Here is a 25,725-nt window from a genome sequence, read left to right on the forward strand (position 1 = left end):
CTAAGGAATGTGTCCGATGGCAAACGACCGCCTGCCTGTTGTCCGGGTGGCTGCCGTTCAGGCAGCACCGGTTTTTCTCAATCGCGACGCCACGCTGGAGAAGTTGGAGTCGCTGGTCGCTGACGCGGCTGCCCAGGGGGCCGAGCTCGTCGTCTTCGGCGAGACCTTCGTCTCGGGGTTCCCCATCTGGGGATCGGTTCTCCCACCGGTCGACCAGCACGAATTGCACCTGCGGCTTTTCGAGTCCGCCATCACGGTGCCAGGCCCGCATGCTGTTCGGCTGGGCAACATCGCCGCACGCCACGGCGTGGTGCTCTCGGTCGGTGTCAACGAGCGAGCGGCGCACAGCCTGGGGCAGGTGTTCAACTCGAACCTGATCTTCGACCGTCAGGGCCGCCTGGTGAACCATCGGCGCAAGCTTGTCGGCACCTGGCACGAGCGGCTGACGTGGTCGCACGGCGACGCCCACGGCCTGGAGCCGGTCGACCTCGATGGCTGGTTCCTCGGCGCGCTGATCTGTGGCGAGAACACGAACACGCTGGCCAAGTACACGCTGCTCGCACAGGGCCAGCGGCTCCACATTGCCACGTATCCGCCGGCGTGGCCGTTCGACCAGAGGACCGGCGCCCCGGAGTACGACCTGGCCGAGAGCATCCGTCTGCGGAGCGCGGCCCACAGCTTCGAGGGCAAGGTCTTCACCATCGTGGCCTCCACCGTGCTCGACCAGGAAGCGATCGACACCGTCGCCCAGGGCAACGAGCGGATCGAACAGCAACTCCTCTCCACCCCCACGGTCTCCCTCGTCGTAGGCCCGCGGGGTGAGATCATCGCCGGCCCGCCGGAGACGCCCGAGGGCATCGTGACCGCGTCGGTCGATCTGCACGAGGAGATCGTCCTCAAGCGTGCCCACGACATCGTCGGCACCTACAACCGGTTCGACATTTTCGACCTGCGCGTCGACAAGCGCCGGCGGCCCGCGATCACGGTGACAGAGACGAGCCCGGACGAACCGGTCTATGGCCGCGAAGCCGTTATTGCTCCGACCGTGGACGGCGAGGAGGTTGACACCGATGCTTGACATCGAGGCCGGGCAGCGGCCAACCCGTGGCAACCGTGGACCGCTGCAGGATGTGGTCGTAATCGACCTGTCGCGGGCTCTCGCCGGCCCACACGCCGCGATGATGCTGGGCGACCTCGGTGCCCGGGTCGTCAAGGTGGAGGCCCCCGGACACGGCGACGACACCCGTGGCTGGGGACCCCCGTTCGTCGGAGAAGGAACGGGCCGCGAGGCGACGTACTTCCTCTCGGCGAACCGCAATAAGGAGTCGATCGCGCTCGACCTCAAGGCCGAGAAGGACAAGCAGGTCCTCCTCGACCTGGTGGACCACGCCGACGTGCTGATCGAGAACTTCCGCACCGGGGTCCTCGAGCGGCTCGGCCTCGGCACCGACGATCTCCTCGCGCGTAATCCCCGTCTGGTCGTGCTCTCCATCACCGGGTTTGGCCACGACGGCCCGGAGGGTGGGCGAGCCGGCTACGACCAGATCGCGCAGGGCGAGGGGGGCCTGATGTCATTGACCGGCTCCGGTGCCGACGATCCCCAGCGGGTCGGCACTCCCATCGCGGATCTGTTGGCCGGGATGTACGGCGCCTACGGCGTGATGGCCGGGCTGCATGAACGTAACCGGACCGGCCGCGGGACGGTCGTGCGCACGTCGCTTCTCGCCGCGGTCGTGGGCGTCCATGCCTTCCAGGGCACCCGCTGGACCGTGGCCGGCGAGGTCGGGTGTGCGCAGGGCAACCACCATCCGAGCATCTCCCCGTATGGTCTCTTCTGCTGCGCAGACGGCGCGGTGCAGATCGCGGTGGGCAGTGAGGGGCTGTGGCGGCGCTTCTGCGCTGCATTCGGGGTCGACCCTGAAATCGCGGGCATGGCCACGAATCCGGAACGCGTCGCTAACCGCCTGCTCGTCATCGAGTTCGTTGAGAAGCTCTTCGCCACCTGGACTAGTGACGACCTGCTGGCGCACTTGGAGGATGCGGGCGTCCCTGCCGGCCGGGTCCGCTCCCTGGACCAGGTCTACGCCTGGGAACAGACCGCCAGCCAAGGACTGCTCATTGATGTCGAGCACGCCACCCTCGGCCCGGTCAGCCTGCCCGGCCCGCCCCTTCGCTTCTTCGACGCCGCCGGGGCTGAGGTAACCCCGTCCGAACACGCCGCACCGCCGACCCTGGACCAACACGGCGACCAGATCCGAGCGTGGGTGGCAGAGCCGTGAGCCGGAGGTACGGGGCCCGAGAACTCATCGACATCGTCCTCGACGAGGGAAGCTTCCAAAGCTGGGACCGGCCCGCCGACATCTCCGAACATGCACCGGACTACCGTGCGACGCTCGCCGCGGCGGCCGAACACTCGGGCGTCGACGAGTCAGTGCTCACCGGACTCGGCAGGCTGAACGGTCGCCCGGTCGTCGTCGTGATCAACGAGTTCCAGTTCCTAGCCGGGTCCATCGGCCGGGCCGCCGCCGAGCGCATCGTCACCGCAGTACAGCGCGCCACGGTGGCACGCCTGCCGTTGCTCGCTGCGACGGCATCTGGCGGGACCCGCATGCAGGAGGGCACCCCCGCCTTCGTGCAGATGATTGAGATCACGCGGGCGATCATGCGACACCGGGCGGCCGGACTGCCCTACCTCGCCTACCTGAGGCACCCGACGACCGGTGGGGTCTATGCGTCCTGGGGCTCGCTGGCTCATGTCACCGTGGGCGAACCCGGCGCACTCATCGGGTTCCTCGGACCAAAGGTCTACGAGGCGCTCGAAGGCGTGCCCTTCCCTCAAGGAATCCAGACCGCCGAGCACCTGGCCGACTGCGGAGTCATCGATGCCGTGGCCGCACCGGAAGACCTGCGAGGTTTCGCAGACGCTGCCCTCAGCGTCTTGGTTGACACGCCGTCTGCGCCCACGCTGCCCGTGCGACTCACCGCTCCGAAGGCACCGCTGCCGGCCTGGGAGTCGATCGAGCGCACGCGTTCGCATGGACGGATCGGTGTGCGGGACCTGCTGCGGTACGGCGCCAGCGGCACCGTGCGCCTGCGAGGAACCAACGAGGGTGAGCGAGACGACTCCGTGCTCATCGCGCTCACCCGACTCGACGGACAGCCTTGTGTCGTGGTCGGCCAGGACCGCGAACGGCAGGATCAACATCAGCAACTCGGGCCCAGCGCGCTTCGGGCCGCTCGTCGCGCGATGCGACTGGCCGAGGAACTCTGGCTGCCCCTGGTGACGATCATCGACACCCCGGGCGCCGAGCTGTCGCCGAGTGCAGAAGCACGTGCGATGGCCGGCGAGATCGCACGATGCCTGGCCACCATGGCCTCGCTGACCGTGCCGACGATCTCGGTCATCCTCGGACAAGGCTGCGGTGGCGGCGCGCTGGCGCTGCTCCCGGCGCACGAGGTGATCGCCACCGAGCACGCCTGGCTCTCACCCCTGCCGCCCGAAGGCGCAAGCGTCATCGTGCACGGTGACACCGCCCACGCAGCGGAGCTCGCCGCCGCCCAGCAGGTGCGTGCCGCGGATCTGCTCGCCCACGGTGTGGTCCACCAGGTGGTCGCCGAGCTCGACGGGGAGTCTCCCCGCGACTTGGCCACGGCGGTGGTCGCAGCAGTCGCACGGAGCCTCGCCGCCGGTCGCGTCGTCCCCGACCACGCCCTCGAAGAGAGTCGCGCTTTACATACAGGCCAAGCGGCGAGGTAGTCCGATTGTCGGGCGGTCGCCTGTGTGGCGGGGCCGCCATCCCAAGCAGTGCCAGTTTCTCGAAAAGGGATGCCAAGCCCGAGACGCCGAGGTCCTCTCGTCGCCGGCGCGGCAGTGCCCATTACCGATCTGGTTGCGCTCCGCGAAACCCTCAGTGAGCGGTTGCGTCAGGACCACGTGTGAACACAGACCAATCAGCTCACCGACGAGGTCACCACACGCAAGGGCTGACTGTGTGGAAGGAGAGAAGCGTGTCGTCGATATGTGCCTGCATGTGCAACGCGGCCGGACACGGTGGGCTGTGCCAGGGAACAGCTGTCCCAACCCTGCGTCTGTTCGCCGAGCAACCCAGCACCTTCTCCGGTCGAGTCTGCCGCGCCTGCTTCGAAGCGGTGCAGGGCACGATTTTCGGACCGGAAAAGCTCAGCTCGGCGCCTGCAGGAGGAGCCCCATCACGACAGGAGAGACGGGTGTTCGGGAAACGCATCGCCTATCTCCCCTGAGTCGCGCAAGTGGGCGTTGCTGGGTCGATCGTCCGTTGTTCCGGTCGCTACGGAAACTGGTCAGGACAACCGGGTCTGCCTAGGGTTCGCTTGACACCTGATGTGTGAGGCTTCGGCCTTGCTTGGAAGGATGTCGACCGTGCCCAAGCCTTATCCGCAGGAGTTCCGTGATGACGTGGTCGCGGTGGCCCGTCGTCGCGAGGCGTCGTTGACGCAGGTGGCCGCTGATTTCGGGATCTCGATCGGCTGCCTGAAGAACTGGATGCGTGCCGCCGAGGTCGCCGAGGGAGCCCGTGAGGGCGTGACTCGTGAGGAGTCGGCCGAGCTGCGGGAACTGCGCAAACGCAACCGGTTGCTGGAGCAGGAGAACGAGGTGCTGCGCAAGGCCGCGGCCTATCTCGCGCAGGGCAGCCTGCCGGGAAAATAGCGTTCCCGCTCGTCCGTGACCTGGCCGCCACCGACGCCCCGATCAGGGTGCCGGTGGCGGTGACGTGCAGGGTGCTGGGGATCTCCCGGCAGGCCTACTACCAGTGGGAATCCGACCCGGTCTCGCAACGCGACGTCGACGACGCGCACTTGATCAACGTCGCACTCGAGATCCACCTCGACGATCCCACCGAGGGGTATCGGTTCATCGCCGACGAACTCACCCGGCGCGGCTTCACGGCCTCGGAGAACCGGGTGTGGCGGATCTGCTCGCTGCAGGGCATTTTCTCGGCGCATGCCAAGAAAAAGGGCCGTAACCCGAAGGCCGGCCCGCCGGTGCACGACGACCTCGTGGACCGGGATTTCACCGCCACCGCCCCGAATACCAAGTGGCTGACCGACATCACCGAGCATGCCACCGCCGAGGGCAAGCTGTACTTGTGCGCGGTCAAGGACTGCTACTCCAACCGCATCGTCGGCTACTCAATCGGCCCTCGAATGCGTTCATCGCTGGCCGTGGCCGCGTTGCGCAACGCCATCGCCCTGCGCAACCCGCACGGCGTGATCGTGCACTCGGACCGCGGCAGCCAGTTCCGGTCGACCAGCTACCGGCGTCTGCTGCGCCGGCACGGGCTGACCGGATCCATGGGCCGAGTCGGCGCCTGCGGCGACAACGCCGCCATGGAATCGTTCTTTTCCTTGCTACAGAAGAACATTCTCAACACCAGACGCTGGAAAACCAGGGACGAGCTCCGGCTGGCGATCGTGTCCTGGATCGAGACCAAATACCACCGCAGGCGACGACAACGCCGCCTCGGCAAACTCACCCCAGTCGAGTTTGAGACCATCTACACGACCGCTACAGCGGCCTGAGAACACTCAACCCCGAGTGTCAACCGAACCCTGGGCAGTCCCGTTATTCAGTTTCATTGAGGTCGTTCCTGGCTGGTACCGAGGGGCTTTGGTTTTCGGGTGAGAGGGGGTGTGTTTCGCCGGTGAGTGCGGAGACGGCGGTGGCGACTTCTTCGATGTCGGCGCGGATGTAGGTGGTTGTGGCGGTGGGTTCGTGTCCGCGGGGGAGGTGGCCGGCGTAGGCGCGGGCGATGGCGTAGCCGAAGTGGCGTTCGACCCAGGTGAGGGTGGTGTGCCGGATCCAGTGGATGCTGACCTGTTGTGCGGCGACCCAGGGCAGGTGGTCTCCGATGCGGTTCCAGAGGGAGTCATAGCGGCGGCTGGTGATGGGATGGCCGTTGCGGTAGCGGAACACGGTCGCGTCGGGATCGGTGTTTTGGCGGTGGTGAAGGTGCGCTCGTAGGTGGTTCATGAGGCTGGGAGAGATTGGTTGTGTTCGTCGTGTGCCGCCTTTTTCGGTCAGCGTGACGACACAAAGTTCGGAGTCGAGGTCGCGTGGTCGAAGCGTGAGCGCGCCGCCGCGGCGACATGCGGTTTCGGTGTGGAAGCGGAGGAGAAGTGAATCGAGGGCGGGATCGTTGCCGGTGGTGGCGGCGATGTGGTTGATCTCGCTGAGGTGGTGGTCGGAGAGAGCGCGTCGGGTGCTGGGCAGGCGGGTTGGTTTCGGCACGCGGCGGGCTGGGTTGGCCGTTTCCGAGAGCAGGCCGTCTGCTTCGGCTTGGTCGTAGAGGCGGCGTAGGGCTGCGATGAAGTGCTCGGTGGCGCTGCGGCCGCCTCGGCTGTTGCGTCGGGTGAGTGCCTGTGTCTGGACGTGTTCTGCGAGGAGCCGGATTTCGGTACTGGTGGGCTCGGTGAGTCGTCGTTCGGGCCAGTGGTCGACGAGATGGCGCCAGTAGGGGCCGTAGGTTCGTCGGGTGCCGGCACTGACCGTGGCGGCGACCAGCGGTACGTACTCGGCGAATGCGGGTGCCGAGGAATGTCCGGTGTGGGCCGTGAGGTCGGTGGGGTCGAGGTTGAGCCGTGCCAGGAGTACGCGGACTGCCTCGACTTCCTCCCGGGCTCTTCCGGTGGCTTCCCCGTGGTTATCGGCGTGCATGTTAATCCTGTGGGACGAGCTGGGTGTGGAAAAGAAGGATCATCTGCTCGAGCACGGCCTCGGGATAGGCGAGCAGGAGATCGTGGCTGAGTACGGCGGTGAGCAAGACGCTGCGGCCGGGTTCGATGCTGCAACGTGCTCTGATGCTGGAGGGAATCCCGAGGCAGGCGCGTCCGGGCAGCGTGACGGTGCCGCCTGCTGGGTCGCGGCGGATCACGACGACACCGGAAGTCAGGCTGAATGAAAGCCGATCGTGCGGCGACCATCCCAGTCCATCGAGGACGCTCCGGGCAGCGATCCGGCCGGATCGATCCACACGCCCCATGCAGTGTGCCGACGAGCCGTTTGGCACCGGACCTAGTTCGGGCACGGGAAGCGGAGGGATCGTCAGGTCGGTGGATGGCCGTCGATCGGGGATGACGGCGGAGATAATGGATTCGGCCCAACCCGTGGGGCTAGTGCGTTTGTCTTGGCCGCTACTGCCAACTCTCTCCATCTCGTTGTCCCCTTGTGCTGTACTCCGAGCAAACGGCTTGACGTGAGTTGGGATACCGAGGTGTCGTGAGCGTCAGGACGAGTCAAAGCCGCCGCACTCTAACCAGATCCGTCTTGCGTTAGCCCGCGTACGCTCATGGTGCTGCGCTCTCGGTTGGCCATGTGGTCTGCATCGACCCTCGGTCCAGCTCTGTGTCCCGCGCAGGCTAACCGAGAGCGCACGCGTGCCGCTGACCATTGACGGCACTCGCAAGTGCCGTGACGTGCGCAAACGTGCCCTTTCGCACCTACGCGTCGTCGACGTACAGGCGGGGCTTGGAGAACCAATTTTTGGCAGCTCATCACCTCGCGGCCGCGTGCTATGAGGACGCGGCGGGTTTCCCCGGACAACGACAACGGCGTGCGCGTCTCGAATGGCGGTTTTCGATGGCAGCATCAAGCCAGTCGTCACGTACGCGCGGTGCGCGCCCGACGGGCTTGGTCGAGGCTCACGCGCAGTGCTTCCTCGAGGTCCGCGGCTTCCTGTGTGCGCGGTTCCGGGACGGTGATCTGGCGGTGGGCGAGTTTGGCGTCGATCAGTGCTTGCAGGGCCTCGCGTGAGTGGTCGCGGTAGCTGGTGGGGTTGAAGGTCGAGCTCGACAGTGACAGCACCAGCTGTTCGGCCATCCGCTGTTCCTGCTCGCGGGGTTGCGGTGCCTGGTCGGTGAGCCATCCGAAGTCCGGTTCGCGGACCTCGTCCGGCCACAACAGCGTGACCAGGCTGATGCCCGGCCCGTAGGGCCGCAGCAGTGCCAACCGCTCCCGAGTCCGGATCGCCACCCGCCCCAGCCCCACGTGGCCGGTGTCAGTCATCGCATCCCGCAGCAGGGCGTATGCGCCGAGTGCGACCTGGTGGGGCTGCAGGAAGTACGAGCGGTCGAACAGGATCGGATCCACCGTGCCGGCCGGGACGAATTCGGCGACCTCGATGGTGTGTGCACTGGGCAGCGGCAACTCCGCCAGCTCATCCTCGGACAGGACCACCATCCGGCCATCGGGGAGCTCGTAGCCCTTGGCGATCTCCTCCCACGGCACCCGGCGGTCCTCCGCCGTACAGACCCGGTCGTGGCGGACCCGGGCCCCGTCGGTTCGGTGCACCTGCCGGAAGCTGATCGACCTCGACTCCGTCGCCGCCGCCAACCCGACCGGGATCGCCACCAGCCCGAAGCTGATCACACCGTTCCACTGCGTTCTCACAGCGCCAGCCTGCGCCCGGCCGGCAGGCTCCGACCAAGGCATTTCGACCCTTCACACCCCCACACGCTTCCATCGGACGTGGCCCCCCACCTGCATGCGCGGGCGGAAGGACGACCAGGCCGCTAGCCGCCCGCCAGTCCACTGACATCGACGGTGACCCCGCCCCCAGGCAGGCATGGGCATACGTTGTGCAACACACCCAGGAGAACGCAGGGATCTGTCCGGTCAGCGCTGCAACGGAGTCTCCGGCCAGATCCGTTTCCCGGACAGTCCTGAACGCAGCAACGAATGAACACCGGTTTGGCGCGGTGCGGGCGCACGGCTGGTTGTGGTCAGCGACAGGAAGCGGCTGTGGGTGTCACTGCTCGTCAGGAGGGGTATGGATCAGTGACAGGATTTCGGCGGCTTTCTCTGGGGTGACGCGGAGCGTTTCGGTCACGGCTTGGAGTTGCTGCTCGTCGGTGAGTCCGGTGAGGTTGACGTGTGCACAGCGTCGGTAGGGGCGAGGGGTGTTCTCGCCGTGGCGGTGTGGTCGCACGCCGGCAGTATCAGCGGGTCGGTGCCGGTGTGCAGGATGCTCGATGTGGTGTGGGCGGCCGACGATTCCCACGAGTGCCAGCTGGGCCAGGCCGCCAGCGATGAGCAGGATGAGGCCGGTGGTCGGAGTCGTCAGCGACACTGCGAGTGGACCTGCGGCGGCTAGGAGGTAGCCGGCGCCCTGGACGATCGAGCCGAGCACGATGCCGTCCTGTGGGCTGGTCGTTCGCAGGCTTGGCAGAGCGAGGGCGACCGAGAGAACGGCGACTCCCACACCGAGCAAAGCGGCCCACCCCCACGGCGCCGTAGTGGGGGCGAGAAGGAATCCGGCCACTCCCGCGATGCCTGCGCTGGTCATGGTTACGAGGCCAGGCGCCTGGCTGGTGGCGCGGTTGGTTCGTGTCCCAAGGGTAAGTGCGGTTGCGATAGAGACGGCCATCGTGCCCGCGACGAGCAGTCCGGCCTGTCCCGCCGGGATTCCGGCGGCACGGAAGAGGGCGGCTTCCCAGCTGAGCATCGCGATGGCGAGTCCGGATTGCAGCGCGAAAAACACGATCAGTGCCCAGGTTCGTGGATTGCGGAGCATCCAGCGCCACGTCCCCCGCGCCACCGGTGTCCTAGTGGGACTCTCCGCGGGCCTGCACACGGTCCAGAGGGCCCAGGCGATGAGTGCAGCTGGGAATGGGAGCAAGAGAGGAATCGCAGGGTGGCCGTGTGCGGCGTGCAGTAGTGGGGGTGTCGTTGCGTTGGCGGTGGCGACACCGGCGCTGATCGTGGCGGCCACGGCGGCGATGATGCGTGCGGCGTGGCGCGGGTAGTAGGTGTGGATGTGGACCGGTAGGGCGATGCCAGCCACGGCCATGCCGAGGTAGGCCAGGGCTGAGCCGACCAGCAACGTGGTGGTGCTGCCCAGTGCGCGCAACGCGAGTCCCACGGCCTGCATCCCTGCCGAGATGGCCAGGAGCCGCCCGATGGACAACCGGGTGTGGAATGCGGGCAGGGCAAGTGCGGCTGCGGCGATGCAGAGGGGCGGTGCGGCGGTGAGCACGGCATTGAGGAGGCTGCCTAGATGGAGGTCGGGCAGGAGACTGCCGAGGCCGGCGATCGGGGCTCGTTGGAGGGCGGCGAGCAGTCCTACGCCGGCAAACCCGGCCGCATGCGCCCACGCGGTGGTGTGTGGCGTCGCCGTGGGGGTGTGGTGGTTAGCGGGGGAGGACACGGGCGGCGGCCAGCAGGGCGTTGTGGTCTGTGTGGGTGCCGACGCTGATGCGCACCCCGTCGCCTGGCCAGTGGCGCACGATGATGCCGTGCCGGGCGAGACCGGTGGCGAAGTCTTCGGCCCGGTTGCGCAGGGGCAGCCAGAGCATGTTCGCGCTGCTGTGGTGGACCGGGTAGCCGAGTGCGGTGAGTTCGCGTGCGAGGCGGTCGCGTTCGGCGCGGATCTCATGCAGCTGTGCCTCGCGGGCGGCGGTGTCGTGGAAGGTGGCTGCCGCTGCCGCGAGCGCGGTGCGGCTGACACTGAATGGGATCTGGCACCGACGTAGGTCGGCGGCGATCTGGGAAGTAGTGATGGCGTAGCCGATGCGTTCTCCAGCCAGTCCGAAGGCTTTGGAGAAGGTGCGCAGCACGATCACCCTAGTGTTGTTGCTGGGGTCGCGGACAGTGTCGATGCCGCTGGCTGTGGTGGCGCGTTCGGGCGGGCTGAGGAATTCGTAATACGCCTCATCGATCACGACCGTGACCCCAGAGGGCACGCGTGCGAGGAAACGCCGCCAGGACTGGCGGTCGAGGGCCTGTCCGGTGGGGTTATGCGGATTAGTCAGCAGCACCATCGCGGTGTCGCTAGTGATGGCGTGGGCGATCGCGTCGAGATCGACCTCATCAGCGCTGGTCAACGGGATCGGCACAAAGTTGGTTCGTGAGCGGGCGATGATGTGGGGATAGGCCTCCCACCCTCGCCAGGGGCAGACGACGGTTGCCCCGGGGCGGGTGCAGACGTGGGTCACGAGATCGAGCAGCGTGGCCGACCCCGCCCCGAGCAGTATCGAGGTTGTGGGTACGTCGTGGTGTTCGGCGAGTGCCTCCACTAGGGGAGCTTCGTCGGAGGCGGTGGGGTAGCGGTGCAGGCCGGGTGCGGTGCGCTCCAGCGCGGCCCGAACGCGCGGTGTCGGTGGCCACGGGTTCTCGTTATGGGTCAGCCGGATAGGTGGCCTGCTGCGGGCGCACCGGGCTGTCTTGGGTGCTGCTGGTGCCGGGGTGGAGGGCGGTCATGACGGGTCACCGTCCGTTCCGGGTGGTGGGGATGGCGACGTCGGCGATGATCTCGTCGACGAGTGCCTCGGTCGTGCGGGTCTCGCGGTTGAAGATCGTCACGGCGTTTTCGCGGCGCAGTCGCGAGGCGACCTCGTTGACCAGCCCATCCAGGTGCGGCAGGGTGGCCACGTCTCGTGAATGGGGATCGCTGAAGGTCTCGATGGCCATGAGCCACCGCGTTGAGGACAGGTTCACCGCGGCGTGGATGTGTCCCGGGGGAACGCAAATCGGTTCGCCGGCAGCGTGCACCAGCGGTTCGAGGGTCTCTCCCAGCAGCGTCGCTGCTACTCCTTTGAGGACCATCACCTGCACCTCGTGGGCGCGGTGTAGGTGCGCGCCGGCACTGTGACCGGGCGGCATGAGCACGGCGCGGAGCGAGGTGTGGCAGCCGGGTGCGGTGCCGCGGTGCAGGAGGTGGGCAAGCCACTGGTTGTGCGGCCCGCGCTGCCATTCGGCCTCACGCAGGCTGGCCATCACGGTGGTGCGCTCGATGGCGGTGTGGTGCGTGGTGGTCATCAGAACCTCCCCAGTAGGCGAACCTGGATCCCCGGGCGTTGACGAGTGCTGTGGGGCCAGGTGGGTTGAGAGGAGTGGACGGTAGGACGAATGCCACTGATCGTGCTTGGGATTGACATGACAAAATGATCGACCACTATGGACAAAAAGCCATTGTTAGAGAACGTCTGTAACCGGGCTGGCATTCGTCCTGTGCCGAAATACTGAAATGCCTTGTCGAGGGTCTATTCGTTAGTTCAGGGATTGCCTCCTGGGCCGCACCGAGGGGCCGCGCTGGTCGGCGTAGACAGCAACGCTCCTGGTACCGCGAGCTGGGCAGAGGTCGGGTGGGGCCGTGTGACAGCCCTCTGACCAGACTTGTTTCGTGGCTTGCTAGCCGTCGTGGTGGGCGTCTTCGTATGGTGCGCGAGGGGCGGCGGTGTGTTCTGGCTCGCCCCGCATGTGCATGCCCCATGCGGCGAAAAGTGGCGGCATCGTATAGACGGAGTCCTGCCGTACGGCCAGGTGTGCCAGCACCAGCCCGTCGAGGACGTTCCGGGCCTGCGCGACGTTCCATCCGGTGAGGTTTGCGAGTTCGGCGCTGGTCAAGTGTCCGCGGGCGCGACTCATGAGATGCCAGGCACTCTGGTGGTTCTTAGGCAGGGTCGCCGAGAACTGGTGAAGGGTGGCTCGCATGCTGGTCTCGGGTTCGTCGCCGATCTCGGTGAGTTCCCATCGATCGGCGTGTTCGGCCACCAGTTTGGTCAGTGGCACTGTGGGGTGTACAGCTAGCCGTTCTGCGGCCAGAACCAGGCTGCGGGGGAGGTCTCCGCAGTCCTCGGCGATGGCCTCGGCGACCGCGGGTTCGTCGTTGACCCGCTCACCCAGCACTGTGCGCAGGAGCTGCAGTGAGGCTGTTCGCGGAAGGGGGCCCAGTGACATGGTTCGGCAGCCGCCGTCGGCCAGGACCGACGAGAGCCGGAAGCGGCTGGTAATCAGGACTGCGCAGCGGTTTCCTGCGGGAAGCAGCGAGGTGATCTGGTCGGTGCTGCACGCGTCATCGAGCACGATGAGCAGTCGCGACGACCAGGTCGCCGAACGCCACTCCCGAACTCGGTCTTCGAAGGTGTCGGGCACCGGCAAACCAAGCGTGGCTAGGAAGTCCGCGAGGATGTGGCTGGGGTCGGCAGATCTGCGGCGGTGCCCCCGCAGATCTGCCCACAAGGTGCCCGCACTATAGGACGGGGCGACGCGGTGCGCGTGCTGTACTGCCAGGGCCGTCTTGCCGGCGCCGGGTGGGCCGCAGATCAGCAACCGGAGTCCGGGAACGGTGCCGCGAGGTGCGAGCGCGGCCATTTCGTGGTCGCGGCCGTACAACACGCCACGTGCTGGAGGGAGTTGGGCAGGGGCGGGACGGCGACGCGCGGGGATCAGGTTGTCGTGTCGTTCTGCGTCACGGCAGGCCGCCGCCTCAAGCTCGCCACCAGTGTGCATGACGTACTCCAGTGTCATCAGCATCTGGCTGGTGGCAGACCTCGCCCCGTTGACCAGGCGCGATAGTTGACCGCGTGACACCCCGGCGGCGTCGGCGAGCTCGCCCTGGGTGTACTCGTTGCGAGCGCACCAGGCCTGCACCACGCAGCCAAGATGTGTGTTCGCCGCCGGCGCAGAGCCGGTTTTTTCGACGTCGTTCTGCTGGCCTGCAGCGGTTGTTGCGTGTGTGCTGCTGCGCATGTGCTTCCCCCAGCTCATGCGCAACCTGCCCCCCGTGGTGAAAAACCCCAGGAACAGCGGGACAAGTTCTCCTTGGGTGTCCCCTGGGGCGATGAAAGCCGCTATGTGCGGTCTGTTGCGGACGGTGGTGCTGGCTGCGCTGTTGGTGTGTTGGTTGTCCACAAGCCCCGGCCGAACAGGCCAGCCGGGTCGTATTCGGTTTTGAGCGCCGTGACGTGATCGAGGGCGCGGGAGTAGTGCTGCAACGCCGAATGCTTCACGTTGCCGATGTGATAGACCGTGGCGCCGCGCTGGGCGGCCTCAGCGGCCAAGTGCTCGATCCATGCCTGGGTCCGCGCGACCCAGCCTGTGAGGTCTCGGTGTTCCAGGCCGGGGTCGAGCAGACCGTCGGCGAGCCACACGAGCTCGTGAGCCCTGTTACCGACCGGCGGCGGCAAGTGCAGCCCGGTGCGGATGGAGTTGCGATACTTCGGCAGAGCCAAGGCCACCGCCGACGGATCGCCGTAGATGTCTTGCGGTTCGCTGTTTTCGGCCGCTGCGAGGAAACCCGAAATGGTGGTGTCAGGCAAGAAGAAGTCCCACCACCTTTTCGGCAGTATGTTCCATCCTTGTTCGATCAACGGGTCGTAGAGCTGAGTGTCGTGGGCCAGGATCTGGTCGATGTAGGGCTGTGGGTTGCCTTCGTGGGAGGTGGGGTCGGGCATGCTGCGCAACATCTGCGGCATCGGGTCGTCGTAGTGGTCGTGGTAGGCCGCGGCGAGGATTTCCCATGAGGGGTCGGTACCCCGGCGGCGCCCGTAGACCGAGTCGAGCTGGCCGCGTCGGATCAGGCTGCGGGTGGCGTGCAGCATGTCGTTTCGATTCATGCCGCGAAGGACGCGGAAGCTGGCGTAGGGGCGGGCGGGCATCAGCCGGAGGGTGGCGCTGGTGATGATGCCGAACTGGCCGAGCCCACCGCAGATCCAGCGGTGCAGGTCGGGGTTGTGCGTCGACGAACACGTTCGGACTGTGCCGGTGCCGTCGACGAGTTCGATCTCGTCGGCGTAGTCGCCGATCGTTCCGGCGACGTGATCCAGGGACCATCCGCCGACGGAAAGCACGCCGCCAACGGTAAGACCGGTATAGCCGGTCACCCCACTGGCCAGACGTTTGCCGCAGGTCCAGGCGGCCTCGGCAGCGGAACGGAGTGTGGCGCCGGCCCCGGCGGCGAGGTGCGTGTCGCCTATGCGGAGGTCGTTGAGCCCGCGCATGTCGAGGTAGAGCGCGCCGCCTGTGGGCGAGAGGGCCTGGCCGCCGGTGGTGTGCATCGTTCCCCGGGCTACGACTCCCGGGACCCCGTGCTCAGCGGCGAACCGGACGGCCACGGCGACTTCCTCGGCTGCCTGCGGGCGCAGGAGCAGGCCCGGAGCCTGGTGGTGTTGGTGGCCAAGGTCGCCCTCGGCCTCGGACAGAGCGGCGGGGTCGGTGACGACCCGCGGGCGCAAGGCATCAGGTAGGCAGATGAAGTCAGAACCAGTGGCGTCGTGGTCATCGGACCATCGGCGCGTTCGTGTGTTCCACCCCAGAGACAACGGCGTGCCCTCCGTCGGTTACCGGTACGAACTCCAGGTCACCAGGGCACAAGGTCACTTACATCCACAGTCACTATTGATTTCGACGGGCGGCAGAAATATCAATATAGCCTCAATAGGAAGCCCGGCTACTCAATAACTCGGTCCGGCGTATGTCTGCTACTGAGCGGTAATGCCGAGGTGCGCTGCGATGGTGTGGATGTCGCGCCGGTTGACGGCCCCGGTGCGCGTCAGGACCTGGTGTACGTGGCTGTCGACGGTGGCGAGGGAGACCCCGAGCTGTTCGGCGATTGCCCGATTGGTCGCGCCTTGGATGACCAGCGTGGCGACTTGCTGTTGCCGTTCGGTGAGCACCGGTGTCACCGGCTCGTCGTGGGCGTTGACGTCGCGGAACCATCGCAATGCCAGGGGCAGGGTGCAGGCGTCCTCGAACGGCAGCGTGAATCCGCCGGCGTGCTCGCGTGCGTAGTCGTCGGCCGACATTGCGGCTCTGGTGCGTTGTTCGGCGGAGGTGACTGCGTCGCCGAGGCCACGCAGGCGTCGGAAGGAAATCTCGGTGCGCTGCATGACCAGCTCGACTGCGCCGAGCAGACGGGCGGTGTCGCGCCACTGCCGACGCTCAGCGGCCACCAGGACCGAGACGACCAGCGACCACGGCAGCCCCCAGAAGTCCTGGTGGTGCTGCTGGGCAGTGATCGCTTCGCGCAGTGTGCTGATCGCTGACTCGACATCGCCTCGCCGCACGCACAGCAGTGCCCATGCCCAGTCGCCCCAGCTCAGCAGGTGGTCCGAGGAATGTGTCCGGCATTCTTGCCTGAATGCCTCGATGATCTCGGCGCCTTCGGCGGGCTCGGCGAAGCCACCGGAGCGCACGGCCCGCCACATCCCGGCCAACCCCAAGAAGATGTGCGTGGCTGGGAGCTCCTGCCCACGCAGTTGGTTCAGGGTCTGATTCCACAGCTCACCAGCTTCCTCGGGCGGCCCGGCTCCGAAGGTGGCGTCGACGGCTTGGGCGTAGAGCACCAGCCAATGGTCGGGTTGGCCTTGCTCAGTGGCAGCGTGCTGTGCTTGCGCCAGCAGTTGGGCTGTGGCGGGGTCGCCTTGGCAGACCGCGACCCAGGCCTCACTCGCGAGTGAGGCGACGCGCGTGGAGTCCTGATGGGGGTAGAGCTCACGAAGGCGCGCGAGGTGGTGCCGTCCCCACTCGCTCAACTCGCCCTGCACGAACGGGACACGCGCGTTGGCCAAGGTCACCGCAGCGGGCAGGCCCCATTCGGCGTCGGTGGGGGTGGTGCAGCGGGTCAGGGCCGCGCGCACGTTCGGCAGCTCGCGTCGCAGCGTCCGTAGCAGCCCGGAGCCGGCTGGCCCGTGTCCGTGAGTGGCGGCGTCGTCGATGATCTGGCCGCACCAGTGCTGATGCCGAGCCCGCATGTCGGCCCGCTCGGTGTCGTCGAGGCGATCCTGCACCCACTCGCGCACTGGCTGCAGCATCCGCCAGCGAGCCGGCACTACACCGGGCACTCGAAGAATCAGGGCCTGTCGGCGCAGGGAATCCAGGAGAAGGTCGACGTCGTCGAGATCGGTACCAGCTACCACCTCGGCGGCTGGTAGTGACCATCCGCCTCGGAAGACTGTCAGCCTGGCCAGCAGCGTGCGCTCTTCGGCGGTGCAGGAACCCCAGGTCCACTGCATCACCTGCGAGACCAGTTTCCGGTAGGAGTCAGCGGTGAAGCGGCTCTCCAGTTCGGCCACTGACGAGACTGAGCCGATGCGTGCCGCGACCTGCTCCACCAGCAGCGGTATCCCGCCAAGCCGGTACACCAGCCGAGCAGCGGCCGCGCGGTTGCCGTCCTCGCGCAGGTCGATCGCGGCGTCGGCTGAGCGGGCGCGATCGACGAACAAGGTCAATGCCTCGGACTCGTGTGCTTGTTTCGGGCGCTGGACAGGGTCAGGCGCGGTCAGAGGTTCCAGGGGAATCGGATGCTCACCGCGCACCTGAAGCGCGATCCGGCTGGTCGCCAGGCACACCACCCGGGGGGCGCTTCGGAGCAGCAACCCCACCAGCTCGTCCAGGCCGTCCTGCTCGTTGAATCCGAGCAGATGTTCGCAGTTGTCCAGGACCAACAAGAAGTGCTGGTCAGACAGCAGTTTCGCCAACTGTTGCCACCCGTGCGGGCCGGCGGTGACCTGTTGCCCGCCGCCGATCTCGTGCGCGATGTGCCCAGCGACGAGATCGAGATCGTCGATGCTCTGGAGCTCCACGACGACAGCCTCGTCGAACAGCTCCTGGTTGGCGGCGATGTGGCGAGCCAAGCGGCTCTTGCCGTGGCCGCCGGGGCCGGTCAGCGTCACCAGCCGCGCACCGTCGGCCAGCAGCTCGACAACCCGCGCGGTCTCTGTCTGACGTCCGACGAACGAATCGAGCTCGCTCACTACACCCCCCACGGTCGACGCGCGCATCGATGGTAACCAGCAAAAACGATCAACGGTTGCCAAAAATGGCAACTTGGCAACGCTCGCAAGTCGCGCCCTCGCGGTCCCACAGTGGACATACCAGCAGGGAAGAACCGGCTCCGACCCTCTTTGGCGGAGTGAAACCTGTTGACATCAAAGAACATAGCCGCGCTGTAGAGGTGCGGGCGCAATCCTGGATGGCTCGATCAGAGCAACCACCGGCGGCATTCCTATGCGGTTCGTGCGCCCGACACGCCTAGCGGCTATATCACCCATTCGGGGGGCACCATGCGTGACGCGACGATCGACGAATTGCACGAGTACATCGAGTACCGGGGCAAATGCACCAAACCTGTTAAGCCGGCTACCCGGCGGCGCCGTGATCCCTGGCATGACAAAACCATCGCCCGCGGCCGGTGGAGTCACGACGAACAGCGCCGACGCGCACAACGAGCGTGCCATGGCTGCCCTGTGCAGTCTGAATGCCTCCGCGTCGCCCTCGCTCTCGAAGCCAAAGCCGGTGAGTGCTGGGGATATTGGGGTGGCACCATCCCGCCGGACCGTGCCCGCATGCTCGCCATGAACTCGGTCAATCAAGGTTTCGACGTCGAGATCGATGACGGTGACCGATCCCTCATCGGCTGAAGGCGGACGTTTCCGTCCGCCTCGCCAGTGATCACACGCCTCGCTGACCGAACACCTCGCGGGCGTGCACCCCTCCCTCCACTCGTGATGGCTCATGAGGCCAATAAGGAGAATCGCCATGATTGATCAGCCGCGAACACACTTGGTGCGCAACGGGTTTCATGAATTTCTGGGCTCGTGGATTTCTCCGACATGTACCCAGGACTCCCGTGCGACCTCGCGTGACAGCCTCCGCGGCGCCGCAGCGTCCTCGAATCCCAGGACGGCGCATGCCACGCAGCTATCGGGCTCGCAGGACGAACGGATGGCCGCCGTCGTCCAGCGGTCGTGCTCTCGCTCCACCACCTCAGACCAATTTTCGGACGCCCAGGTTGAGCAGCGTGACCAGCAACTCGCACGGACCGCATGCCAGCAAGGGGATGAGTTGCCCTCCGCCGACGTGGTCGCAGCCGTCGAAGCTGCCAATCTCGCCAGGGCTCAAACAGGAAGCCGACATGCAACGACCGACGTCGGTGCCGACACAGCGGCCGCCACAGCTCAGGCGGCAGTCCACGTGCAGCGACAAGGCTTGGCTACCAGCAGTACCACCCCTGCGGACTGGACGGGGTTTGGCCAGGTCATCCCGGTGCTGGCGGCCTCGCCCGGGTGTGGGGCATCACTGGTGGCCACGGTCCTTGCCGACGCGATGCACACCGCTGGTCGGCGAGTGCTCATGGTCGATACCGCCGACCCCGCCCGCTCCGGGCTTACCGCAGCGACCCGCACAGACGGGCCACTGCTGGAAGGGCCGCATCGGTCGGTGCGGATCCGGATGTCCTGGCGCGCACAGGCAGTGCTGGCGCGGGTGGAATCCGAGCTTCCGGTGATCACCCCGGGCATGGTCCCGCCCCCACGCTTCTTCAAGCCTGCGACGTGGTCGGTGCAGGCCACGGTGGTCGATCTCGGACACGACCCGTGGCGGGTGGCCGCACACCCCCTGGCTGGTGCCGGTGCGTGGTTGCGGCGCGGCACGCCGATGCCGCAGCCGGTGTTGGTGTGCCGGGCCAGTCGGCCCAGTCTGCTGCACGCCGAACAGGTCCTGGCCCGCCTGGAGGCATGGAACACCACGGGCATGATCACCCCACCGGTTCAGCTGGTAGTCGTCGGCGCCACGCGCTGGCCCGCCGGAGTCCCCGGCTGCGCCGGACGCCGCCTCGCAGCGCTGCTCGACGACGCGCTGTTCCTCCCGCATGACCCCGGCGTGGCCACGGCCGGAATCACCGCCGAGGTCACCCCGCTACGGCTGCGCGAGGCCCTCGCGCCGTTGTTGCGTCGGTGGGAACTGCTACCCGCGTCGGCCCCTGCGAACGGACGCAGGCGGCGACTGGCGCGATGGATGAGGGGAGCGGGCGCATGATCACGCACTTGTTCGCTGACGCCGTGGTGCCGTTGCTTGACCAGTTTCCGGCTCAGGACCCGACGATGCCACCGCCTCATCCGTTGTTTCCGACGGCGCCGTTTCCCAACCCCACTGTGCGGGAGCCGCCGGGGGCCGACAAGGTCCTCAACGTCGCGGGCAATGTGAAGTGGGGCGCGGGCATCGGGCTGATGGTCGGGTTCTTCATGGGCCTGCTGATCTGGGCCGGCGGCCGCTGGGTGGATCACCACCGGGCCGGGAAGGTCGGCGTGATCATGATGCTGTGCGCCGTGGGCGGCGGGATCCTCTACGGCGTCGGCTACCAGCTGATCAGCACCTTCGCGGCCGGGGGCTGAGGCATACGCCCCCGCATCCGAACACCAGCGCCCGAGGGTCGTGGTGGGCCTGTCGGTGATCGCGGTCCTGCTCCTGGCCGCGGTCGCCGTGGCCGCGGCCCTGGTGACCTCGCGCGAGCGCATCGGACCCGAGCCCCTACCCGTAGCGCCCCCTGCGCGGCCGGGCCCGGGCCCGATCGTGGGCTCCGGTGGCTGGGACCTGGCCGGGCAACATGCACTGGCTTCGGCGCCGATGGCGGCGTTGCCCGCGGTAGCGGCGCAGCCGCAGCCGATGACCACCGACAGCGCCGGTGACCCGATCACCATCCCACCAGCGTCGCAGTGGGTGGGTAGGTGGATCCCGGCCGGATTCCCCGCGACACCGGAAGGCGCGCTGGGACAGCTGGCGGCCTTGGACGAAGCGGCGATGAGGGGCGGTGATCCGGGGACCTACGCCCTGGGCTACCGCGACCTGGCGCTGCCGGGAGCACCGCAACCGCAGAACACGGGACTGTTCTCGCTGCTGCGGTCCCTGCGCACCAGCGCGGGCCTTGACCCTACTGGGGTTGTGCTGGAGCTGACCACGAGTTTCCAGGTCACGCACGGACAGATCAAAGGCAGCACGGATGGCGGCCGCTACGTCGTGGCCTGCGTTCTCGGACAGTTCTCCGTCGACTACCGCGGGCAGACGCGGACCGCCGGGGTCGGGGATTGCCAGGCCTTGCGCCACGACGGATCTGACTGGCGGATCGCACCGGGAGAGGTGGCGGCTGCTGCGCCGTGTGCGTGGCCGGGCAGTGCGGATGCGGTGCGTGCCGGCTACCGCGATGTGAAGCGGGGTGGCTGACGATGTGGCCTTTCGATGCGATCGGCGGCGTACTGGGTGAGGAGCTCAAAGAAGTCGCCATGCCGCTGTTCGAAGCGGCGATGCTGGGCCTGTGGGAAGCCAGCCTGGCGATCCTGCGGGAAGCGTTCACACTCGCCGACCAGTTCTCCATGTTCACAGTGGACACACGCACCGGTCCGGTGTCGGTGCTGTGGCCGATGATGCTGTGGATCTCCGGCATCCTGGCGCTCGGGTTGTTTTTCTGGCAGATGATCGTGACCTCGGTGCGCAGCGGACGCGGGTTCTTCCGGCTGGTGGGCGGTCCGGTGCAGTACGGGATCGCGCTGGCCATGACCGTCGGCCTGGTGGCGGGATTTCTCGTCGCCGCGGACGGGTTGACACAGGGAATCCTGGAGTACGGGTTGCAGTCCCGGAACTTTCAGGACGCGTTGACCCACACCACTTTCGCCGACGGCGCCGTCGACGGCGTGAAAGCAGTGGTGCTGGGGATCTGCGCCATCTTCGGGGTCATCCCGGCCGGGATCGGTTTCGTACTGGAGATGCTGTTTCGCGAGGCTGCGATCTATGCGTTGGTGGCCACGATCCCGATCACCGCAGCCGGACTGCTCGCCCACGTCACCAAGGCGTGGTTTTGGATCGCGATTCGCTGGTTGTTGGCCTGTATCGCCATGAAACCCGTCCTGGCGCTCGCCCTGGTGCTGGGTGTGGCCATCGCCGGCGGCTCCGAGGGCTTGTCGGGACTGCTCGCCGGAGTCGGCGTCCTGATCATCTCCCTGCTGGTCCCGTTCGTCCTTTTCCGGCTCTTCGCCTTTGTGGACCCGAACTCCGATCCCGGCGGCGTCTTCCGTGACGCGTTGTCCATGGCCGGCGTGGACTCTTACGGGGCGAATAGCCCTGCCATGAAAGCCGGATCTACAGTAGCTGCCTTCTACGGCGGTGGTGGCGGCGAGGACGAACAGGAATCGGCCAACACCGATCGCTTCGACGACGCCGACTCCGACTACGGCAGCCACGACAGGGATCCCGACGAACGACCCACCGGAAGCCCGAACGCCACCTCCCGCACTCCGGACGCCGACAACACAACCGGCGGTTCGAGTTCTGGCGGAGGCGGAGGCGGAGGTAGTGGGAGATCGGGAGGCTCCGACGGGCACGCCACGCCACCACCGCCGCCACTGGACCTGCATGCAGACGACCCAGGCGACGAGACAGCTGGTGGTGAGGGTGTTGCTGGTGGTGCGCGTCCGGCTGCCAATCGCGGCCGGGTGGTTGCCTCTGACGGCTTCGGCCCGCAGCTCGTCGGCGACCACGCTGGGAGTCCCGACGACGGTGCCGACGGGTCCGCTGGCGGGGAGGGAGGTTCCAGCGGTGGTGAACCCGCACTCCCGGACACCTCGACCGGCCCAGGCCAGGTCGACGGAGCTGGTCACAACACCGTCGATCCTGCGAGTGCGGAAACTGCCACGGAGGGCGAGGACGCACCGGCTCAGCAAACCGGGGGTACGGGCGGCAGCAGAGCTGGTGATAGCGGCGATCCGCCTCTTCCGGAAGCCCTCGATCTCACGGCATCCGGACCCGCCCCGGCTGGTGGCGGACCTGGTGGAGGGGGAGAGGGCACGGCCACGCCGACGACGCCCAGTCCGGAGGCGCCCATCGGCGGAGGCCACAGCGACTACGACGCGCCACCTGCCCACCCTCCGACCCCGGCCAGTGGCGGCGACGGTGACCCACCGCCGGCCGAGGCAGCGGATGTGCCTTCTCCCGGGCCTGGCTCGGCCGATGAGGCCGGTCCCCGCGCACGCCGAGCTGCGAACCGAGAACCGGGTTCCCACGACGGCGGCGATGACAGCGACCCAGGACAGGACGAAGGGGTGATTCCCGAATGAGTAGCAACGTGCGGATCTACCGCGGGCTGGCCCGGCGGGAACACGCGGGCTGGATTCTGGGACTTACCCCAGCCCAAGCCCTCACGTGTCTGGCCTTGGCGGTGCCGGTGCTGTGGACCATCAGCAACGGACAGTTCACCCACGCCTTGATCACGGCCACGGTCTGTGGGCTCGCGGGGGTGCTGGTGGTGGTGCCGGTGCGGGGCCGCCCGGCGGTGCGCTGGCTCGGCCACCTCCTGCTCTACCAACTCGGATCCGCGCTGGGCTGGTCGCGGTGGCAGTCGCATGCGGCCTCGGGCACGGCGGTGAACCCGGACGAACCGGATCTGCCGGGGGTGTTGCAGCGGGTGGGGTTCCCGGATGGGCCGGTGTTCAAAGACCGCGGCCGGGTGTGCCTGATCCACGACACCGGCGATGGCCGGTGGGGCGCGACCGCGCGCCTGACCCACACCGGTGTCGGGATGCTCTCGGGTGAGCAGTGTGAGCGGTTGGCGTCGCGGTTGGGCAATTTGTTGTTGTCGATCGGGCACCGCGAGGTCATCGACCGCATGAGCCTGCTGGTGCGCACCGTGCCTGATGACGGCACCGAATACGAGGTCTGGCGCACCCACCACGAAACCCCCGACCCACCCCACCTGGCCCGGCAAGCCACCCAGGAGCTTGACCGGACGGTGGGTTCAGTGTCGGTGCGCCACGAGGTGTTCGTGACCATCACAGGCTCCGAGGACGCGCTGCGCAAACCAGCGCTCGCGGCTGGCGGGGGAGTCGAGGGGCGCGCCCGTGTCCTCTACCGCGTGCTCGACGGCTTGGAAGACCCTCTGAAGGCCCTTGGCGCGGACAGTGTCGAGTGGCTGTCGGGTAGTGCCTTGGCGGAGGCGATCCGCACCGGGTTCAACCCTGCCTCCAGCGCTGTGCTGCGCGCGGGGCGTCTGGCCGGGGATGGCCGGGAGGGGTTGCCGAAGGCCGCCGCCGGGCCGACCGAAACGCCCACGCCGGGGTGGCGGCGGTATGACCACGACGCCTTCTCCACCGTGAGCTACAGCGTTCTGATGCCGGAGGCCGGCACCGTCTTCGGCAGCCTCTCGCCACTGTTGGCGGTCAAAACCGCCGGGGAGCGCCGGTGCCTGGCCATCCATTACGAGGTCATGGGCCCGCGCAGGGCTGCGCGGGCAGTGCAGAACTACCGCTTCCGCGCCGGAGTCCTGCGCGACTATAAGCGGACGAAGGGGTTTTCGGCGTCGGCGTCGGATGAACGTGAGGCCAGTGGCGCGCACGCGCAGGAACGGGCGGTGGCGGCCGGTCATTCCCTCGTGCGCTACGCCGTCACCTCGGCAGTGACGGTGCCGGTGCACTGGAACGTCGAAGACCGCGCCGCACGCCTGGAAAACGACGCCGCCGGCCGCTTCCGCCTCCTACGCCTCGACCTGGCCCAGGACTCCACCTTCGTCGCCGCCTGCCTCCCCCTCGGCATCGGCCTGCCCCGCGTCAGGGGTGGTCTGCTGTGACACGCACACACCGCACCGAACGCAACGCCACACAGCTGCTGACCGACTTCGGTACACCCCCGCCGAGCAAACCCCGCACACCCACACGGCCAAGCACACCGGTGGAGCGGATCAACCGGCCCCTCGCACCGCGACGTGGCTGTGCTCGGCCAGGCTGCGGATGGGCGCCGGTGCAGGCACCACTGACGGTGTATCAGGCCGCCACCCACGAGATCGGCGGGCTGTTTCCGTTGCTGGCCGCCAACGGCATCCCCGCCGTGGGTGCACGGATCGGCTACGACACCTTGAGCGGCGGAGCGTTCTATGCGCATCCGATCGAGTGGGTGCTGCGGGGCATGTGCACCAACCCCAACATGGTCATCTTCGGCGAACCCGGACGCGGCAAATCCTCCACTGTCGTCGCCTTCCTGCTGCGGATGATGCTCTTCGGGGTTCGCACCCTGATCTCCGGTGACGTCAAGGGCGAATACTCACCCCTGCTGCGGGCACTCGACATCAACCCCATCGCCCTCGGCCGAGGCTCAAAGGCCCGGCTCAACGCGCTCGACCTGGGTCCGTTGGCGCGGTACTGGGATGGGTGGTCGGTGGCGAGGCAGCGCGAGGAACTCGACGGGGTTTTCGGCCGGTGGGTCAAACTTCTCACCGCGCTGGCCGAAGCCCAGGGCTATACCCCCACGGTCACCGACGAAGCCGTGCTCTCCCAGGTCCTGCGGCGCTTGGTCGGTGCCGCCGACGGCTATACCCACCTGCGGCCGGTCACCATTCCGGATGTTCAGCGCGAACTCGCCGCGGCCGAGGACACCTTGTGGCAGGGCACCCGCTTCGCAGGGCGCCGCCAGTTCCTCGACGCACTGCGGCCCATCACCGACGCCCTGGCCAACCTCATCCACGGTCCCCTGGCCGGGTTGTTCGACGAGCCCACGAACTTCGAGCTCGACTGGGCCGCGCCGATCCAGTCTATGGACCTGTCCCGGTTGCGCAGCCGCGGGGACCAGGCCGTGGCGGTGGCCCTGACCTGTTTGGGCTCGTGGTCGTCGATGATTACCGACCTGCAAGACGACGGCGAGATCCGCATCGTCGTCCGCGACGAAGTCTGGCGCCAAATGCGCCTCGGCCCCAAAACCGTCCAAGCCGTCGACTCCGACCTCCGCCTGAGCCGCGCGGAGAAGAAAATCCAAATCCTCGTCGGCCACAAACCCTCGGACTTCCTTTCGGTGGGTCATGCCGGATCTCAAGAGGTCGCCATCGCCAAGGACCTCCTGGCCCTGTGCTCCACACGGATCCTGTTCGGACAGTCCACCAGGGTCGCCGACGAACTCGTCGAAGACTTCGCCCTCTCGGGCAGGGAATCCGACGTCACCACCGGATGGTGCATGGAACGCACCGGCCGCGCCCTCTGGAAGATCGAAAACAACCCCGGTTACAAGGTCCAAAGCGTCCTGTCCCGCGCTGAGAAACGGACCTTTGACACCAACGCCCAACTCCGAGCCGTCCCTCGTGAGTTCACGAAAACCGACGGGTCTGTTGACCGGAACCCAAGTGTAGGGGGTTGGCGATGAGCGTGGGTCGTGTCGTGGGTTCA

General features: G+C 67.3%; 21 protein-coding genes. 13 read left to right on the top strand and 8 right to left on the bottom strand.

Annotated features, from left to right (window positions below; genetic code table 11):
• Positions 1-16: 16 nt before the first annotated feature.
• The 4 genes from AB0J78_RS31850 to AB0J78_RS31865 all read left to right on the top strand — a co-directional run bounded on the left by AB0J78_RS31850 (position 17) and on the right by AB0J78_RS31865 (position 5,559).
• Positions 17-1,078 (top strand): carbon-nitrogen hydrolase family protein, encoded by a 1,062-nt coding sequence (locus AB0J78_RS31850; protein ID WP_363795505.1) that lies wholly within the window; start codon positions 17-19, stop codon positions 1,076-1,078.
• Positions 1,071-2,279: a CoA transferase gene (locus AB0J78_RS31855; RefSeq protein WP_363795507.1), complete on the top strand. Its 1,209-nt coding sequence runs from the start codon at positions 1,071-1,073 to the stop codon at positions 2,277-2,279. The genes AB0J78_RS31850 and AB0J78_RS31855 overlap by 8 nt, the downstream gene beginning before the upstream one ends.
• Positions 2,276-3,757 carry a carboxyl transferase domain-containing protein gene (locus AB0J78_RS31860; protein WP_363795509.1) on the top strand — a complete coding sequence of 494 codons (1,482 nt, stop codon included), beginning with the start codon at positions 2,276-2,278 and terminating at the stop codon, positions 3,755-3,757. Before AB0J78_RS31855 ends, AB0J78_RS31860 begins: the two co-directional genes overlap by 4 nt.
• Before the next feature lie 642 nt (positions 3,758-4,399).
• Positions 4,400-5,559 (top strand): IS3 family transposase gene (locus AB0J78_RS31865; RefSeq protein ID WP_363795457.1). Its coding sequence is split into 2 segments (ribosomal slippage): positions 4,400-4,678 and positions 4,681-5,559, totalling 1,158 coding nucleotides; the frame shifts between segments, so codons are not numbered across the junction.
• Between the two features lie 43 nt (positions 5,560-5,602).
• Here AB0J78_RS31865 and AB0J78_RS31870 read toward each other — a convergent pair.
• A complete protein-coding gene (locus AB0J78_RS31870) occupies positions 5,603-6,694 on the bottom strand; it encodes a site-specific integrase (protein WP_363795511.1) in 1,092 nt (363 codons plus the stop codon).
• Here AB0J78_RS31870 and AB0J78_RS31875 point away from each other — a divergent pair.
• Positions 6,693-6,938, top strand: a complete 246-nt coding sequence (locus tag AB0J78_RS31875) for a hypothetical protein (RefSeq protein ID WP_363795513.1) — start codon at positions 6,693-6,695, stop codon at positions 6,936-6,938. The genes AB0J78_RS31870 and AB0J78_RS31875 overlap by 2 nt on opposite strands.
• 698 nt (positions 6,939-7,636) lie before the next feature.
• Here the strand turns inward: AB0J78_RS31875 and AB0J78_RS31880 are convergent.
• The 6 genes from AB0J78_RS31880 to AB0J78_RS31905 form a co-directional block, all read right to left on the bottom strand.
• The gene (locus AB0J78_RS31880; protein ID WP_363795515.1) at positions 7,637-8,425 is read right to left on the bottom strand and encodes a Ku protein; all 789 of its coding nucleotides are present in this window, start codon (positions 8,423-8,425) and stop codon (positions 7,637-7,639) included.
• A 358-nt stretch (positions 8,426-8,783) separates the two neighbouring features.
• The gene (locus AB0J78_RS31885) at positions 8,784-10,010 is read right to left on the bottom strand and encodes a hypothetical protein (protein WP_363795517.1); all 1,227 of its coding nucleotides are present in this window, start codon (positions 10,008-10,010) and stop codon (positions 8,784-8,786) included.
• A gap of 154 nt (positions 10,011-10,164) precedes the next feature.
• Positions 10,165-11,166, bottom strand: a complete 1,002-nt coding sequence (locus AB0J78_RS31890; protein ID WP_363795543.1) for an aminotransferase class I/II-fold pyridoxal phosphate-dependent enzyme — start codon at positions 11,164-11,166, stop codon at positions 10,165-10,167.
• Positions 11,167-11,239: 73 nt separating this feature from the next.
• Positions 11,240-11,791: a hypothetical protein gene (locus tag AB0J78_RS31895; RefSeq protein WP_363795519.1), complete on the bottom strand. Its 552-nt coding sequence runs from the start codon at positions 11,789-11,791 to the stop codon at positions 11,240-11,242.
• 372 nt (positions 11,792-12,163) lie between these two features.
• Entirely contained in the window at positions 12,164-13,504 is a 1,341-nt protein-coding gene (locus tag AB0J78_RS31900; RefSeq protein WP_363795521.1) for an NB-ARC domain-containing protein, read from the bottom strand.
• A 101-nt stretch (positions 13,505-13,605) separates the two neighbouring features.
• Positions 13,606-14,868 (bottom strand): FAD-binding oxidoreductase, encoded by a 1,263-nt coding sequence (locus AB0J78_RS31905; RefSeq protein WP_363795545.1) that lies wholly within the window; start codon positions 14,866-14,868, stop codon positions 13,606-13,608.
• On the opposite strand from AB0J78_RS31905, the gene AB0J78_RS31910 reads away from it, so the two are divergent.
• Positions 14,806-15,000, top strand: coding sequence for a hypothetical protein (locus AB0J78_RS31910; protein WP_363795547.1), 195 nt, complete (start codon positions 14,806-14,808; stop codon positions 14,998-15,000). The two genes, AB0J78_RS31905 and AB0J78_RS31910, sit on opposite strands and share 63 nt — an antisense overlap.
• A 234-nt stretch (positions 15,001-15,234) precedes the next feature.
• Here the strand turns inward: AB0J78_RS31910 and AB0J78_RS31915 are convergent, their stop codons facing one another.
• The gene (locus AB0J78_RS31915) at positions 15,235-17,508 is read right to left on the bottom strand and encodes a LuxR C-terminal-related transcriptional regulator (RefSeq protein WP_363795523.1); all 2,274 of its coding nucleotides are present in this window, start codon (positions 17,506-17,508) and stop codon (positions 15,235-15,237) included.
• Between the two features lie 309 nt (positions 17,509-17,817).
• On the opposite strand from AB0J78_RS31915, the gene AB0J78_RS31920 reads away from it, so the two are divergent.
• The 7 genes from AB0J78_RS31920 to AB0J78_RS31950 all read left to right on the top strand — a co-directional run bounded on the left by AB0J78_RS31920 (position 17,818) and on the right by AB0J78_RS31950 (position 25,702).
• A complete protein-coding gene (locus AB0J78_RS31920; protein WP_363795525.1) occupies positions 17,818-18,174 on the top strand; it encodes a WhiB family transcriptional regulator in 357 nt (118 codons plus the stop codon).
• Positions 18,175-18,742: 568 nt separating this feature from the next.
• Positions 18,743-19,570, top strand: a complete 828-nt coding sequence (locus AB0J78_RS31925; protein ID WP_363795527.1) for a hypothetical protein — start codon at positions 18,743-18,745, stop codon at positions 19,568-19,570.
• On the top strand, positions 19,567-19,926 hold the full coding sequence (locus AB0J78_RS31930) for a hypothetical protein (RefSeq protein WP_363795529.1): 360 nt from the start codon (positions 19,567-19,569) through the stop codon (positions 19,924-19,926). The genes AB0J78_RS31925 and AB0J78_RS31930 overlap by 4 nt, the downstream gene beginning before the upstream one ends.
• Before the next feature lie 55 nt (positions 19,927-19,981).
• Positions 19,982-20,752, top strand: coding sequence for a hypothetical protein (locus AB0J78_RS31935; RefSeq protein ID WP_363795531.1), 771 nt, complete (start codon positions 19,982-19,984; stop codon positions 20,750-20,752).
• Positions 20,753-20,754: 2 nt separating this feature from the next.
• Positions 20,755-22,638, top strand: coding sequence for a hypothetical protein (locus AB0J78_RS31940; RefSeq protein ID WP_363795533.1), 1,884 nt, complete (start codon positions 20,755-20,757; stop codon positions 22,636-22,638).
• Positions 22,635-24,143, top strand: a complete 1,509-nt coding sequence (locus AB0J78_RS31945; RefSeq protein ID WP_363795535.1) for an SCO6880 family protein — start codon at positions 22,635-22,637, stop codon at positions 24,141-24,143. Before AB0J78_RS31940 ends, AB0J78_RS31945 begins: the two co-directional genes overlap by 4 nt.
• A 170-nt stretch (positions 24,144-24,313) precedes the next feature.
• Positions 24,314-25,702 (top strand): ATP-binding protein, encoded by a 1,389-nt coding sequence (locus AB0J78_RS31950; protein ID WP_363795537.1) that lies wholly within the window; start codon positions 24,314-24,316, stop codon positions 25,700-25,702.
• Positions 25,703-25,725: the final 23 nt, after the last annotated feature.

This window comes from Saccharopolyspora sp. NPDC049426 (assembly GCF_040676935.1).
In the GTDB taxonomy this organism is placed as follows: domain Bacteria; phylum Actinomycetota; class Actinomycetes; order Mycobacteriales; family Pseudonocardiaceae; genus Saccharopolyspora.